Genomic DNA, 13,969 nt, shown 5'->3' with positions numbered 1-13,969 from the left:
TTTTTTTATTTAATGTTTGTGCATCCCGGTGTTTCCCGGTCAGCTAAATCAGTATATCAATTCCCAGGCAGGAATGCAACACTTTTTTATAAAAAACTATAAAACAAATATAATCAACTAATCGTATTAGCTTAAAGGTTTTAACTCTGCCTCTCTTATCATCTCCAATCTACAGATGAATGCTGTTATTAGCATGTATCAACTCCATATAAACAGCATAATATGATACGACCTCAAACCAATTTCTTTAAACAATCATTTATAAAAACAACACCTCTTTTAAAAAGAGGTGTTGTTAGTAACAAGCTATTTTGTATATACCAAATGTATTATCTCCTATTATTCTTCTTCAGGTGAATCCAGTGGTTCAACATCCGTGCCTTGTTCTGTTTGTTCTTCTGATTGTATTTCTGTTTGTTCTACTGTTTCTTCCTGCTCGTCATCCTCAGGAGAGTCTTCTTCTTTTTGTACCTTAGCTACTGTAGACACATATTGATCATCACCTGATTCAAGTCTGATCAATTTAACACCCATTGTATTTCTTCCTAAACGGGAGATCTGTCCAACATCCATACGAATAATAACACCCGCAGCAGTAATAACCATTAAATCTTCTTCACCTGTAACAGTTTTTACAGATACTAATGAACCAGTTTTATCGGTTATATTGCAGGTTTTAATTCCTTTACCGCCACGACTTTGAATTCTATATTCTTCTTCTCCGGTACGTTTTCCATACCCATTGCGAGTAACGATTAATATATCATCATTTTCTTCGAGTATATCCATACCTACTACTTCATCATTCTCGCTTAAAGTGATTCCTTTCACACCCGTTGCTGTACGTCCCATTGAACGCACATCAGTTTCTGGGAATCGGATCAATTGACCATCTTTTGTTCCAATGATGATGTTCCGGGTGCCATCTGTTAGTTTAACGGAAATCAATTCATCGTTATCACGCAAACCAACTGCAATCAATCCGTTATTTCTAATATTGGCAAAAGAAGATAATGGGGAACGTTTAGAAATCCCTTGTTTAGTAGTAAAGAATAAGAACCAATCGTCCACAAATTCTTCAACTGGGATAATTGCATTAATCCACTCATCTTTTTCAATTTCAAGTAAGTTTATAATTGGCAGACCTTTAGCTGTCCGTCCATATTCAGGTATTTCATACCCCTTCGAACGATATACTTTCCCTTTATTAGTAAAGAAGAGAATTGTATCATGCGTTGAAGTTGTTAGCAGATGCTCAACAAAGTCATCTTCATTGGTACCCATTCCCTGAATACCTCGTCCTCCACGACGCTGACTTCTGTATGTGGATGCTGGCAGTCGCTTGATATACCCTTTATTCGTTAAAGAGATAACGATATTCTCTTGAGGGATTAAGTCTTCATCCTCAATATGTTCCAGACCGGCCAAGACAATTTCTGTTCTTCTTTCGTCATTAAACCGTTCTTTAATTTCAGTTAACTCTTCACGAATTAAGTCAAGCAACTTTTCTTCATCAGCAAGAATGGCTCTTAACTCGCCAATCAATGTCATAAGCTCTTTATATTCGTTTTCGATTTTATCTCGTTCTAAGCCTGTTAACCTTTGCAGACGCATATCCAAGATCGCCTGAGCTTGCTTTTCAGTCAATTCGAATTTAGTCATTAATCCTTCTCTGGCAATATCAGTAGTTTGAGAGCCACGGATTAAGGCTATAATTTCATCAATATGATCAAGTGCAATTCGTAGTCCTTCTAAAATATGCGCTCTTGCTTCTGCTTTACGAAGTTCAAATTGCGTTCTTCTGCGAATAATTACCTTCTGATGTTCCAAATAGTAATAAAGCATTTGTTTCAGATTCAGAACCTTCGGCTGGTCATCAACAAGAGAGAGCATGTTGATGCCAAAGGTTGTTTGCATTGCTGTATGCTTATATAAATTATTTAAAAGTACGTTTGCATTCGTGTCTCTTCTTAATTCAATTACGATACGCATACCATTACGGTCTGACTCATCCCGTAAATCTGTAATACCTTCAATTTTCTTGTCACGTACCAAGTCTGCAATACGTTCAACCAGTTTGGCTTTGTTCACTTGGTATGGAAGTTCCGTTACAATAATGACCTGTTTACCGTTTTGTTTCTCTTCAATAAACGATCTTGCCCTTAACGTGATGGAACCACGACCAGTTTCATAAGCTTTACGAATACCGCTTCTTCCTAAAATTTGACCTGCAGTTGGAAAGTCCGGACCCGGAATAATTTCCATCAATTCCTGTATGGAGATCTCAGGGTCTTTACTTAAAGCAAGCACACCATCAATGACCTCTCCTAACTGATGTGGAGGAATATTCGTAGCCATACCAACCGCAATTCCAGAAGAGCCATTTACAAGCAGGTTAGGAAAACGTGATGGAAGTACCACTGGTTCCTTTTCTGAACCATCGTAGTTGTCTCGGTAATCGATTGTATCCTTGTTTAAGTCTCTAACTAACTCCATTGATATTTTTGACATACGGGCTTCTGTATAACGCATTGCCGCAGCTGAATCACCATCAACAGATCCAAAGTTACCATGCCCCTCAACCAGCATATATCTAAGGTTGAAATCCTGAGCCATACGGACCATCGTGTCGTAGACTGCCGTATCACCATGAGGATGGTATTTACCGATAACTTCACCAACGATACGTGCCGATTTCTTAAATGCTTTATCCGACGTCATACCTAAATCATTCATAGCGTACAATACACGCCTATGCACAGGCTTCAACCCATCACGAACATCCGGAAGTGCTCTGGCTACGATAACACTCATAGCATAATCCAAGAATGATGTTCGCATTTCCTGACTTATATTTATTTCTTTAACCCTCGAGTTTTCCATTTCCGCCATGGAATTACCTCCTCTTATCCGCAAAATCCAGTTATACATGTAAAAAGACAGGATAGATGTTGTCTATCCTGCAGAAAAGATGTATGGATCGCTATTCCCCAATTCAATAACAATCCCATTGAAGTCATACTTAAAAATCAATCGAATTTATATATCTAGATTCTTAACTTGTAACGCATTTTCTTCAATGAAATTCCGACGCGGTTCGACTTTGTCGCCCATAAGCATTTCAAAGGTTTCATCTGCATCGATTGCATCTTCTAGACTAACCTGCAACAATGTTCTGTGCTCCGGATCCATCGTTGTATCCCATAACTGTGTTGCATTCATTTCACCCAAACCTTTATAACGCTGTAGACCAGGTTTTGGCTGGCTAGGGAGCTCACTCATAATACTTTCCAGCTCTCGATCATTATAAGCATACATTATACGCTTGCCTTGCTGTATTTTGTATAACGGTGGCTGAGCAATATAGATATAACCATTTTCAATAATCGGTCGCATATAACGATAGAAGAACGTCAACAATAAGGTTCTGATATGGGCACCGTCGACATCGGCATCAGTCATGATGACAACTTTATGATATCGTGCCTTCGTAATATCAAAATCCTCACCAATACCAGTTCCCAGAGCTGTTACAATCATTCTGATCTCTTGATTGCCAAGAATTCTATCCAGACGCGCTTTTTCCACGTTTAGTATTTTACCGCGTAAAGGCAAAATGGCCTGGAAGTGTCGATCACGGCCAGATTTTGCCGATCCGCCAGCAGAATCACCCTCAACGATGTAAATTTCGCTAATGGATGGATCTTTTGAAGAACAGTCAGCCAATTTCCCTGGTAAGTTGGAAATCTCCAATGCACTCTTTCTTCTTGTTAGCTCTCTAGCCTTTTTGGCTGCTGCTCTCGCTCTGGCAGCCATTAATCCTTTATCGATAATTTTTCTTGCGACACTAGGATTTTCAAGCATGAATTTCTCCATTTTTTCAGAGAAAATGGAGTCAGTAATCGTTCTTGCCTCAGAGTTACCAAGTTTAGTTTTCGTTTGTCCTTCGAACTGCGGATCAGGGTGTTTGATCGATACAATCGCAGTTAGGCCTTCGCGAACATCTTCACCGGTTAAATTTTGGTCATTTTCCTTGAAAATGCCGTATTTCCTTGCATAATCATTTATTACACGAGTTAAGGCTGTTTTAAATCCAGATTCGTGTGCTCCACCTTCATAGGTGTGGATATTATTGGCAAATGAATAAATATTACTTGTAAAACTATCATTGTATTGCAAAGCAACCTCAACAGAAATCCCATCTTTAGCACCCTCGACATAGATTGGTTCTTCGTGAAGTACCTCTCTCGTACGATTTAGATGTTCTACATAGGATTTAATGCCGCCTTCATAGTAATATTCATTTTCTTTACCATCTTCACGTTCATCCTTAATCGTGATTTTAATACCACGGTTTAAGAAGGCTAATTCCCTTAACCTTACCGCCAAAATCTCATATTCATATATAAGAGTTTCCGTAAAAATTTCACCATCAGGTTTAAATGTAATAGTTGTACCAGTACGATCGGATTCGCCTAAAATCTCAAGCTCGCCTTTTGGTGTACCTCTTTCAAAACGTTGAAGATGAATTTTCCCTTCACGTTCTACTTGGACAGACAATTCAGTAGACAGGGCATTAACAACTGAAGCACCCACACCATGAAGACCGCCGGAGACTTTGTAGCCTCCACCGCCAAATTTACCACCGGCATGTAAAGTTGTCATAATGACTTCTACTGCAGGACGGCCTACTTTTTCGTGTATACCAACAGGAATACCACGACCATTATCCTTAACCGTAATACTATTGTCTTTATTGATGAATACATTGATTTCATCACAATATCCTGCCAGTGCTTCATCAATACTGTTATCAACAATTTCCCAGACTAAATGGTGAAGCCCTCTGGAACTTGTGGAACCAATATACATACCAGGCCTTTTACGTACTGCCTCTAGCCCTTCAAGTATTTGTATCTGGTTTTCATCATAGGATTCTTTTTGTATTTCTTTTTGCTCCATTGTCAAATCATTTCACCTACACTTTTCATGCATTTATTTCGTATCTTATCGATTGTGTTACAACGTAGACATCTTTGCTGATTTTCTTTTCAAAGCAGTTAGTCCAATTGGTGAGAGATAGATGTGATGAACTGTAACCACAATTGATTTTGTATTACCTTCAGCCAGATCAATAACTTTATTTTCATCTAAAAATCTCTGTAATACAGGTGAATCTGTTAGCATTTTGGCATCAAGTGCCGTAACTAGTTCACTAGTCTTAATTACAGTATCATTTCCGACATGAAGATACATCTTAACCACCTCATTTCAATCTGGACATTGTTCCGCTTTTCACTTGAAAGGTTGCAGCTTCTCTCAATGTTTGATGATCGATTCCGTCTACACTTGTAGTCGTTACAAAGGTTTGTACCTTACCTTGAATGGTATTCAACAAATGCGATTGTCTGTAATCATCCAATTCAGATAGAACATCATCAAGCAAAAGAATTGGATATTCATTGATTTCTGAATGAATCAGCTCAATTTCAGCTAATTTTAAAGATAAGGCTGTTGTTCTTTGCTGGCCTTGCGACCCAAACGTTTGCACATCATGACCATTGACGAAGAATTGCAGGTCATCTCTATGTGGACCAATTAATGTTGTGCCTCGTTCTTTTTCTCTAGTACTTATTTTATCAAATTTTTCCTGAAATCTTTCTACTATTTTCGACAAGTCCATAGATTCTGATACCTCTATGGATGGTTTATATTGAATATCCAGCGTTTCTAGACCTCTAGAAATGCCTTTATGGATAGGTTTTGCCCAATTCTTAAGCAATTCAAGGAACTCAAACCTCTTTAAAAGAATTCTTGCAGCATAATGAATGAATTGGTCATTTAGAACCGCAAGCATAGCATCGTCAGCTCTTTTGCTCAGCTGTGCTTGCCTCAAAAACGCATTACGTTGATTGAGAATCTTTTGGTATTGGTTTATATCATGTAAATAAACAGGCGATACTTGTCCTATTTCCATATCTATAAAGCGTCTTCTGATTAAAGGGCTGCCCTTCACCAGGTTTAAGTCCTCCGGAGCAAACATAATCACATTCATATTGCCGATATACTGGCTCAAACGCTTTTGCTCCAAATGATTACTTTTAGCTTTTTTGCCTTTTTTGGAAATAATCAATTCCATAGGAAGAGGTCCTCTGTTTTTCAGTACTCTTCCCTCTATTTTAGCATATTCCTGGTCCCATCGAATAAGATCTTTATCATTGGAGGTGCGGTGAGATTTAGCCATGGCCAGTACATACATAGCTTCCATCACATTTGTTTTTCCTTGAGCATTTTCGCCCAGTATAACATTCACCTTATTTTCAAATTCGGCGGTCAGACTTTCATAGTTTCTATAATGTTGAAGACTAATCTTTTCAAGATACATATCTTTAGATCCTTTACTTTAATCCGTAATAATATAGGAACCGACATCCGGGATTTCAATACGGTCTCCAACCCGGAGCTTTCTGCCTCTGCGAACATCCAGTTCACCATTCACGTATACCTCATATTCTGAAAGAAACCATTTTGCGTTCCCGCCAGAGTCGATAATACTCGCTAATTTTAAAAATTGCCCGAGAGTAATATACTCGGTTTGAATACGTATTGATTCCATCATAATAATCCCACCTGTAAAAGTCTCTAAAAGTTTATTTTACTAAAAAATTTGGTTTTGCACAAAAAGAACCTGTTTCGATGTATATCCAAAAACAGGTTCTCAAAAATTTTTAAATCAATATGTTCTAACAGGCAGTATTAACTGCAGCATACTATCGTCATCTACACCTTTAAGAACAAATGGTCTCATCGCTCCAGTAAAATTAATAGTCACTTCTGTTACATTCAAGGCTTTTAGGGCATCCATCATATATTTCGCACTAAAGGATATTTTTAATTCCTCTCCCTCAATCGTTTGAGTAACAATTTCCTCAGTTACTGTACCAACCTCTGGTGTATGAGAGGAAATTTCAATATAGGAATTTCCCATTGTAGAAAGCTTAACAACATTATTTCTGCTTTCTCTCGCTAATAAAGAAGCACGATCAATGGCATGAAGAAGTTCCTTTGTATTTATTCTAACATCTGTTTTGCTTTCATTCGGTATTAATCGAGAAGTGTCTGGATAATTACCCTCTAATAATCTGGAGAAGAATAATAAATTTTTTGATTTAAACAGTACCTGATTTTCTGTAAATATAATTTTTATTTCTTCATCCGTGTCATCGAGGATTTTACTTAATTCACTTAAGCTCTTTCCAGGGACGACTACACTGTAGCTATCACCATTCCCATTAATCACCGTTTTTCTCATAGCCAAACGATGGCTATCTGTTGCAATACAGATTAATTGCCCATCTTCTATGCGCCAGTTTACACCTGTCAACACAGGGCGTGTTTCTGAGGTGGACACTGCGAAAATAGTTTGACGGATAATATTTTTTAATAAATCGATTGGCATAGAATACATATGCTGTTCTTCCATTTGAGGAAGCTGTGGATAATCTTCAGCATTTAGTCCGTTTAGTTTATATTCAGCTTTTCCTGAACGAATAATTGTTTGCAGGTGTGCATATACTTCCAAATCAACTGTGCTCTCTGGAAGTTTTTTTACGATTTCAGCAAAGAAACGAGCCGGTAAAACGATTGATCCAGACTCTTTAATTTCAACTAGTTCATTGCCTTCTTCTTCTGCTGGAATGAATGATTCAATAGAGATATCAGAATCACTTCCTGTTAAAGTGACCCCTTCTTCATTTGCTTTAATTTTTATTCCAGTAAGAATTGGTATCGTTGTACGGGTTGATACCGCTTTAAGAACATCAGTAACACTTTGGACCAGACGGTCGCGCTGAATCGTAATTTTCATAAGTAATCCTCCCAGTATGATGATTGATTTTAGATACATATTTATTAATTTATTTATAAAAATAAAAGAAGAAGTAATAGTAGGGCCTGTGGAAATGTGGATAACTCAACTATTTGACCGAAAAACAGTCTATCCACATGTGGACAGACTGTGAGTAATCTTGATAGCAACTTAATTGATTATCAACAGTTAGTAACTGCTTCGTTGATCAGTGATTGTTAAGTTTTAAAGTAATTTCCTTAATATGATCCTGTAGCTGAGAATCGATTTGTAAAAGCTTAGATATTTTTTCATGTGCATGTATAACAGTTGTATGGTCACGTCCTCCAAATTCTTCACCTATTTTGGGCAATGAAGAGTCCGTAAGCTCTCTGGACAAATACATAGCAATCTGCCTAGGGAAGGCAACTGATTTTGTCCGTTTTTTAGCTTTAAAATCATCTAATTTTACATTAAAGTATTCTCCAACTGTCCTCTGAATATCCGATATAGCGATAATTTTTGGTTTCGAATTCGGAATGATATCCTTTAGAGCTTCGGCAGCTAAGTCTGCGTTAATATCCTTATTTATTAAGGAAGAATAGGCTACCACTCTTATTAGGGCTCCTTCGAGCTCACGAATGTTGGAATCGATTTGGTTGGCTATATAAATCATAACTTCATTCGAAATATCCAGTCGTTCAGCTTTTGCTTTCTTCCGCAGGATCGCAATCCTTGTTTCGAGATCTGGTGGTGTAATATCAGTAATCAGACCCCATTCAAAACGAGACCGCAACCGATCTTCAAGAGTCGGAATCTCTTTCGGAGGACGATCACTTGAGATAACGATTTGCTTACTTTCCTCGTGGAGTGCATTAAACGTATGGAAAAATTCCTCCTGAGTCGATTCTTTTCCAGCTAAAAATTGAATATCATCAATTAGCAGTACATCGACATTCCGGTATTTATTACGGAAATCTTCAGCACGGTTATCTCGGATTGAATTAATAAATTCATTTGTAAATTTCTCGGATGACAAATAAACCACTTTAGCTGATGGGTTGTGCTCCAATACATAATGGCCGATAGCATGCATTAAATGTGTTTTACCAAGTCCAACTCCCCCATAAATAAATAGAGGATTATAGGCTTTAGCCGGAGCTTCCGCTACAGCCAAGGATGCTGCATGGGCAAAACGGTTGCCGGAACCAATAACGAAAGTATCAAAAGTATACTTTGGTATTAATAAGGTTTGAGGTATCTCATGCTGATCGTCATCTGATTTTCTAACCCTTTTGGCCGGTGCTGGTAAATCATATTCTTCTTCCCTTTGGTTGTGAGGAATAATGAATTTAACTTCCAATTGTTCGCCTGTAGTTTCGTATAAAACCTCACCTATTACATCTGAGTAACGTTCCTCTAGCCAATCTCGGGCAAACTCGTTTGGCGCAATTACTGTGAGTGTATCCTTTTTTAAAGAATAAGCTTTTGTAGACTTCAGCCAGGTTTCAAAGCTTGGCTTGCTTATTTTCTTTTCTAATATTGATAATGAGTGCTTCCATAGCTCATCTATATTTTTCACTCGTCAATCCTCCTTCAAAGACAGCCAAACCACAATAAACTTGAATTAAAACAATATAAATAGGAAATGTATAAATATAAAAAACAATGTATAAGGAACATTATGGGGAATATAGGTTTTCGACAATATCCACTTCCTGTGGACAAAGTTATACGCTCCTGTGTAAAATCCTATCCACAGCTTATTAACAATCTGTGGATAATTATTTATGTGGATAAGTTATTAAGAATGAAAACAAAAAATATGATATCAAAAATTTGCTTGAGTTGCAACGTTTTTTGTTATTTATCCACAAGACTCAGTGAATGGGGATGAAAGTTTTCCACAAGAAGTGGGTTTGTGCAAAACCTGTCGAAAAGGGGTGTGGATTGTTAAATAGTGATAATTTAATTATCCACAACCTATCCATAGAGAACAAGGTAAATTTTAAAAATGAAATTTAAGCGATCCATATAAATTTATTTATTTGTAAATCAGAAGGTAGTTTTTAATGTTTGAAAGTATAAGTTGACAATTACGTATCACCATCTATATAATTGTAAAGACTGTCTTTAACTGTAATCCTCAGGGAGGTGTACTAATATGAAAAGAACGTACCAACCAAATAAACGTAAACACAGCAAAGTTCATGGGTTCCGTGCCCGCATGAGCACAAAAAACGGACGTCGTGTTCTTGCAGCTCGTCGTCGTAAAGGAAGAAAAGTATTATCTGCCTAGACCACTGACCATTTCAGTGGTCTTTTTTTAAGCTTATAGCGTTTTTTAATGATTAAGATGAGAAATAGATCAAAGTTATATACAGATTGGCGTTTTAATAATGCGTAAATTTGTTAATGATGTACAATGGAAATATAATGGGATTAGAAATAAATCGAAACCCATTTAAAAGTTGAACGTATGTGTTAGGTGCAGGTGGATATATGAACAAAGAGCGCAGGATTAAAAAGAATCAGGATTTCCAGGAAGTATTTAAAAAAGGTAAATCTTTTGCGAACAGGCAATTTGTTATTTACGTATTAAAGAAGGAACAGACAAACTTTCGTCTGGGTCTTTCAGTGAGTAAGAAAATTGGCAATGCAGTGACACGGAACCGTGTTAAACGTTATGTAAGGCAATCCTTTTTAGAGCTTGATGATCGAATCATGAAGGGGAATGATTACATCATTGTTGCAAGAAAACCGACCTCAGAAATGGACTTCCATGAATCGAAAGCGAGTCTAATCCATGTATTAAAGCGTGCTGGCGTCTTGAGAAAAATGTAGTGTAGGTTTTCTGTTATAAAAAAGCCTAAAACATTTAGGCGTAGACATCTAAAAGATGTTAAAATACATTCATTGGCATATAAGAGGTATTAATGCCTCTTAAGTAGTTAGGAGGAAATAAGGCTTGAAGAAGAAACATATGCTTCTCTTTGGTTCGGTTGTTTTTCTCATTGCTGTTCTATCAGGATGTAGTGAAGTCAATCAACCAATAGATTCAGAAAGTACTGGTATCTGGAATCAATACTTTGTTTATCCGCTTTCCTGGCTGATAATCAAAATGGCTGAGTTATTAGGTAATAAATATGGAATATCGATTATTCTGGTCACAATTTTGGTTAGATTATTGATTTTACCATTGATGATTAAACAAATTAAAAGTACAAAAGCGATGCAGGCTATTCAACCGGAAATGAATAGATTGAAAGAGAAATACAGCTCTAAGGATGCTGAAACTCAACAAAAACTGCAGCAGGAAACAATGGCTTTGTTCCAAAAACATGGGGTAAACCCATTGGCAGGATGTTTGCCGATTTTTGTTCAAATGCCGATTTTGATTGCGTTCTATCACGCAATTATGAGAACAACTGAAATTGCTAATCATAGTTTCCTATGGTTTGATTTAGGCGACAAGGATCCATACTTTATCCTTCCGCTAATTGCAGGTGCAACAACCTTTATTCAACAAAAAATATCCATGGTTGGACAGGATGATAATCCAACTATGCAAATGATGCTATATATTATGCCGATTATGATTATTGTGTTCGCAATTAACTTCCCGGCAGCACTATCTTTATACTGGGTTGTTGGTAATATTTTCTCGATTGCCCAAACTTACTTCATTAAAGGGCCTGATTTAAAGCAAGCAAAAGCCGATAAATCAAATGTAAAAGCCGGAGGTAAGAAAAAGTGAAACAAGTAACCGCTACAGCCCAAACAGTTAATGAAGCTGTTGAATCTGCTCTTAAGGAATTAAATACAACGAAGGAAAAGACTGAAATCCAAGTTGTAGATGAAGGGAAAAAAGGTTTTTTAGGCTTGTTTGGCTCAAGACCGGCTATCGTGAAGGTGACTGTAAAGCATGATCCGTTAGCAGAAGCAAAACAATTCATCGAGAATGTAGCAGAAAAAATGGGTGCAGAGGTACATGTTCATCATAAGCAAGAAGGCAAAGTTGTTACATTTGAGTTATCTGGTGAGAAAATAGCCATGCTGATTGGAAAAAGGGGACAAACATTAAATTCCCTTCAATACCTGACTCAGCTTGTAGTAAATAAGAACTCTACCCAATATCTAACGATCATGCTCGATGCAGAGGATTACCGGAGCCGAAGAAATGAAGCTTTAGTTAATCTTTCGGAAAAAATGGCTAATAAAGCTATCTATACAAAAAAAGAAGTTTCATTGGAGCCCATGCCATCATTTGAAAGAAAAGTGATTCATACGGCGCTGATGAATAATAAAAAAGTCAAAACGTACTCTGCTGGTACTGAACCACATCGTCATATCGTGATTTCGCCAAATAAATAGCGTGAACAAAATCTCCGAATGATTTCGGAGATTTTTTTTTGAATGCTTCCAGTTATAATTGATTGAATTTATCGGCTTTTAATAATTAAAAGAACTGGACTTTCTGATATCTAAACGAGTGTATTAGGGCAAAGTAGATATAAGGTGAAAAAAATATAAGAACAGAGTTCACAATTTAGCTGAATAATTTATATCTAAAAGGAAGATTGTGCTTAGATTCTTGTTATTCACATGTGGATAAGTTAAAATTATACGTACTGCATTTTAGTGGTTGTGGATAAGAGCGGCGGGTACAAATGGTATGTGTCGATTATTATAGATTTTTAATTTTGTTATGAAAGGAGTATAGGTCATGGATTTTGATACAATTGCTGCGATATCAACTCCGATGGGAGAGGGAGCAATCGGAATTGTTCGTATAAGCGGAGATGAGGCAATAAGTATCGCAGACTCTGTTTATCGGAGCCCTAAAGGGAAGAGATTGACTGATGTGCCAAGTCATACGATACACTATGGAAATATCATAGATCCTAAAACGAATACCATTATAGAAGAAGTAATGGTGACCGTTTTAAAAGCTCCAAATACATTTACTCGTGAAGATATCGTCGAAATTAATTGCCATGGCGGTTTAGTTTCCGTGAATAGAGTACTTCAGCTTATCTTAAGACAGGGAGCTACTTTAGCCGAGCCTGGAGAGTTTACAAAACGGGCGTTTTTAAATGGAAGAATTGATTTGTCTCAAGCGGAAGCTGTAATGGATTTAATCAGAGCGAAGACAGATAAAGCGATGAATGTAGCTTTAGGGCAAGTTGAAGGTAAACTGTCAAGATTGATAAAGAAATTGCGCCAGGATATCCTTGAAACACTAGCTCAGGTGGAGGTTAATATAGATTACCCTGAATATGATGATGTGGAGGAAATGACTCACCACTTATTTAAGGAACGCTGTGAATATGTCAGTGGGGAAATTGAAAAATTACTACAAACCAGTCATCAGGGGAAAATTTTAAGAGAAGGTATTTCAACCGTAATTGTCGGCAGACCTAACGTAGGAAAGTCTTCCTTATTAAATAGTTTGGTACAGGAAAATAAAGCAATTGTTACAGATATTCCAGGAACCACAAGGGATGTCATTGAAGAATATGTTAATGTAAGGGGAGTACCGCTTCGTTTGGTGGATACTGCCGGAATACGTGAAACAGAAGATATAGTAGAGCGTATCGGAGTGGAACGTTCCAGAGAGGTATTAAAGAAAGCAGATTTAATACTTCTTGTGCTAAATCATGCAGAAGAATTTACAGAAGAAGACCAACGTTTGTTTGAAGCTGTCAATGGGATGGATGTCATTGTGCTTATTAACAAAACAGATCTTCCTGGAAAGCTTGAAATTGATAAAGTTAAAGCTGTTGCAAAGAACTATTCGATTATTTTAACATCGCTAAAAGAGGATAAAGGTGTAGATGACTTAGAGGAAGCTATTTCTGGACTTTTCTTTGAGGGAAATTTAAATTCCGGCGATGCGACATATGTATCTAACTCACGTCATATAGCCCTTTTGAATAAAGCAAAACAGGCAATTGATGATGCACTGGATGGCATTAATGCCGGTGTACCAATTGATCTGGTTCAAATCGATTTAACAAAGTCATGGGAACTATTAGGGGAAGTTATTGGAGAAAGTGTCCATGAGAGTTTAATCAATCAGTTGTTTTCGCAGTTTTGTCTTGGGAAATAAGGAGGTAAAAC

12 protein-coding genes are annotated in these 13,969 nt (G+C 37.1%); 5 read left to right on the top strand and 7 right to left on the bottom strand.

Features of this window, described 5'->3' with window-relative positions:
• Window positions 1-339: 339 nt before the first annotated feature.
• The 7 genes from gyrA to dnaA all read right to left on the bottom strand — a co-directional run bounded on the left by gyrA (window position 340) and on the right by dnaA (window position 9,428).
• On the bottom strand, window positions 340-2,892 hold the full coding sequence (gyrA, locus tag A8L44_RS17950; RefSeq protein ID WP_066109750.1) for a DNA gyrase subunit A: 2,553 nt from the start codon (window positions 2,890-2,892) through the stop codon (window positions 340-342).
• Between the two features lie 147 nt (window positions 2,893-3,039).
• Window positions 3,040-4,962, bottom strand: a complete 1,923-nt coding sequence (gene gyrB, locus A8L44_RS17945) for a DNA topoisomerase (ATP-hydrolyzing) subunit B (RefSeq protein ID WP_066109747.1) — start codon at window positions 4,960-4,962, stop codon at window positions 3,040-3,042.
• Between the two features lie 57 nt (window positions 4,963-5,019).
• Entirely contained in the window at window positions 5,020-5,256 is a 237-nt protein-coding gene (gene remB / locus A8L44_RS17940) for an extracellular matrix regulator RemB (protein WP_066109744.1), read from the bottom strand.
• Between the two features lie 10 nt (window positions 5,257-5,266).
• Window positions 5,267-6,385 (bottom strand): DNA replication/repair protein RecF, encoded by a 1,119-nt coding sequence (gene recF / locus A8L44_RS17935; protein WP_066109741.1) that lies wholly within the window; start codon window positions 6,383-6,385, stop codon window positions 5,267-5,269.
• 18 nt (window positions 6,386-6,403) lie between these two features.
• Complete coding sequence (yaaA, locus tag A8L44_RS17930; protein WP_066109738.1) at window positions 6,404-6,619, bottom strand: S4 domain-containing protein YaaA; 216 nt, start codon at window positions 6,617-6,619, stop codon at window positions 6,404-6,406.
• 114 nt (window positions 6,620-6,733) lie between these two features.
• Window positions 6,734-7,867 (bottom strand): DNA polymerase III subunit beta, encoded by a 1,134-nt coding sequence (gene dnaN, locus A8L44_RS17925; protein WP_066109733.1) that lies wholly within the window; start codon window positions 7,865-7,867, stop codon window positions 6,734-6,736.
• Window positions 7,868-8,075: 208 nt separating this feature from the next.
• Window positions 8,076-9,428 (bottom strand): chromosomal replication initiator protein DnaA, encoded by a 1,353-nt coding sequence (gene dnaA, locus A8L44_RS17920; RefSeq protein ID WP_066109730.1) that lies wholly within the window; start codon window positions 9,426-9,428, stop codon window positions 8,076-8,078.
• Between the two features lie 582 nt (window positions 9,429-10,010).
• Here dnaA and rpmH point away from each other — a divergent pair.
• From rpmH to mnmE, 5 genes are all read left to right on the top strand, one after another.
• Window positions 10,011-10,145, top strand: a complete 135-nt coding sequence (rpmH, locus tag A8L44_RS17915) for a 50S ribosomal protein L34 (RefSeq protein ID WP_066109727.1) — start codon at window positions 10,011-10,013, stop codon at window positions 10,143-10,145.
• Between the two features lie 203 nt (window positions 10,146-10,348).
• Window positions 10,349-10,690 carry a ribonuclease P protein component gene (gene rnpA, locus A8L44_RS17910; protein ID WP_066109724.1) on the top strand — a complete coding sequence of 114 codons (342 nt, stop codon included), beginning with the start codon at window positions 10,349-10,351 and terminating at the stop codon, window positions 10,688-10,690.
• 139 nt (window positions 10,691-10,829) lie between these two features.
• The gene (gene spoIIIJ / locus A8L44_RS17905) at window positions 10,830-11,603 is read left to right on the top strand and encodes a YidC family membrane integrase SpoIIIJ (RefSeq protein WP_066109790.1); all 774 of its coding nucleotides are present in this window, start codon (window positions 10,830-10,832) and stop codon (window positions 11,601-11,603) included.
• Complete coding sequence (gene jag, locus A8L44_RS17900; RefSeq protein WP_066109723.1) at window positions 11,600-12,220, top strand: RNA-binding cell elongation regulator Jag/EloR; 621 nt, start codon at window positions 11,600-11,602, stop codon at window positions 12,218-12,220. The genes spoIIIJ and jag overlap by 4 nt, the downstream gene beginning before the upstream one ends.
• A gap of 352 nt (window positions 12,221-12,572) precedes the next feature.
• Complete coding sequence (mnmE, locus tag A8L44_RS18785) at window positions 12,573-13,958, top strand: tRNA uridine-5-carboxymethylaminomethyl(34) synthesis GTPase MnmE (RefSeq protein WP_066109720.1); 1,386 nt, start codon at window positions 12,573-12,575, stop codon at window positions 13,956-13,958.
• Window positions 13,959-13,969: the final 11 nt, after the last annotated feature.

The sequence above is a fragment of the Bacillus sp. FJAT-27986 genome, assembly GCF_001685035.1.
Taxonomy (GTDB): Bacteria; Bacillota; Bacilli; order Bacillales; family Pradoshiaceae; genus Pradoshia.
This window is presented reverse-complemented; position numbering and strand designations above follow the sequence as displayed.

Excerpts from the sequence above, each read along its gene's own strand:
- gyrA (WP_066109750.1), bottom strand. The coding sequence starts at position 2,892 with ATGGCGGAAATGGAAAACTCGAGGGTTAAAGAAATAAATATAAGTCAG.
- gyrB (WP_066109747.1), bottom strand. The coding sequence starts at position 4,962 with ATGGAGCAAAAAGAAATACAAAAAGAATCCTATGATGAAAACCAGATA.
- remB (WP_066109744.1), bottom strand. The coding sequence starts at position 5,256 with ATGTATCTTCATGTCGGAAATGATACTGTAATTAAGACTAGTGAACTA.
- recF (WP_066109741.1), bottom strand. The coding sequence starts at position 6,385 with ATGTATCTTGAAAAGATTAGTCTTCAACATTATAGAAACTATGAAAGT.
- yaaA (WP_066109738.1), bottom strand. The coding sequence starts at position 6,619 with ATGATGGAATCAATACGTATTCAAACCGAGTATATTACTCTCGGGCAA.
- dnaN (WP_066109733.1), bottom strand. The coding sequence starts at position 7,867 with ATGAAAATTACGATTCAGCGCGACCGTCTGGTCCAAAGTGTTACTGAT.
- rpmH (WP_066109727.1), top strand. The coding sequence starts at position 10,011 with ATGAAAAGAACGTACCAACCAAATAAACGTAAACACAGCAAAGTTCAT.
- rnpA (WP_066109724.1), top strand. The coding sequence starts at position 10,349 with ATGAACAAAGAGCGCAGGATTAAAAAGAATCAGGATTTCCAGGAAGTA.
- spoIIIJ (WP_066109790.1), top strand. The coding sequence starts at position 10,830 with ATGCTTCTCTTTGGTTCGGTTGTTTTTCTCATTGCTGTTCTATCAGGA.
- mnmE (WP_066109720.1), top strand. The coding sequence starts at position 12,573 with ATGGATTTTGATACAATTGCTGCGATATCAACTCCGATGGGAGAGGGA.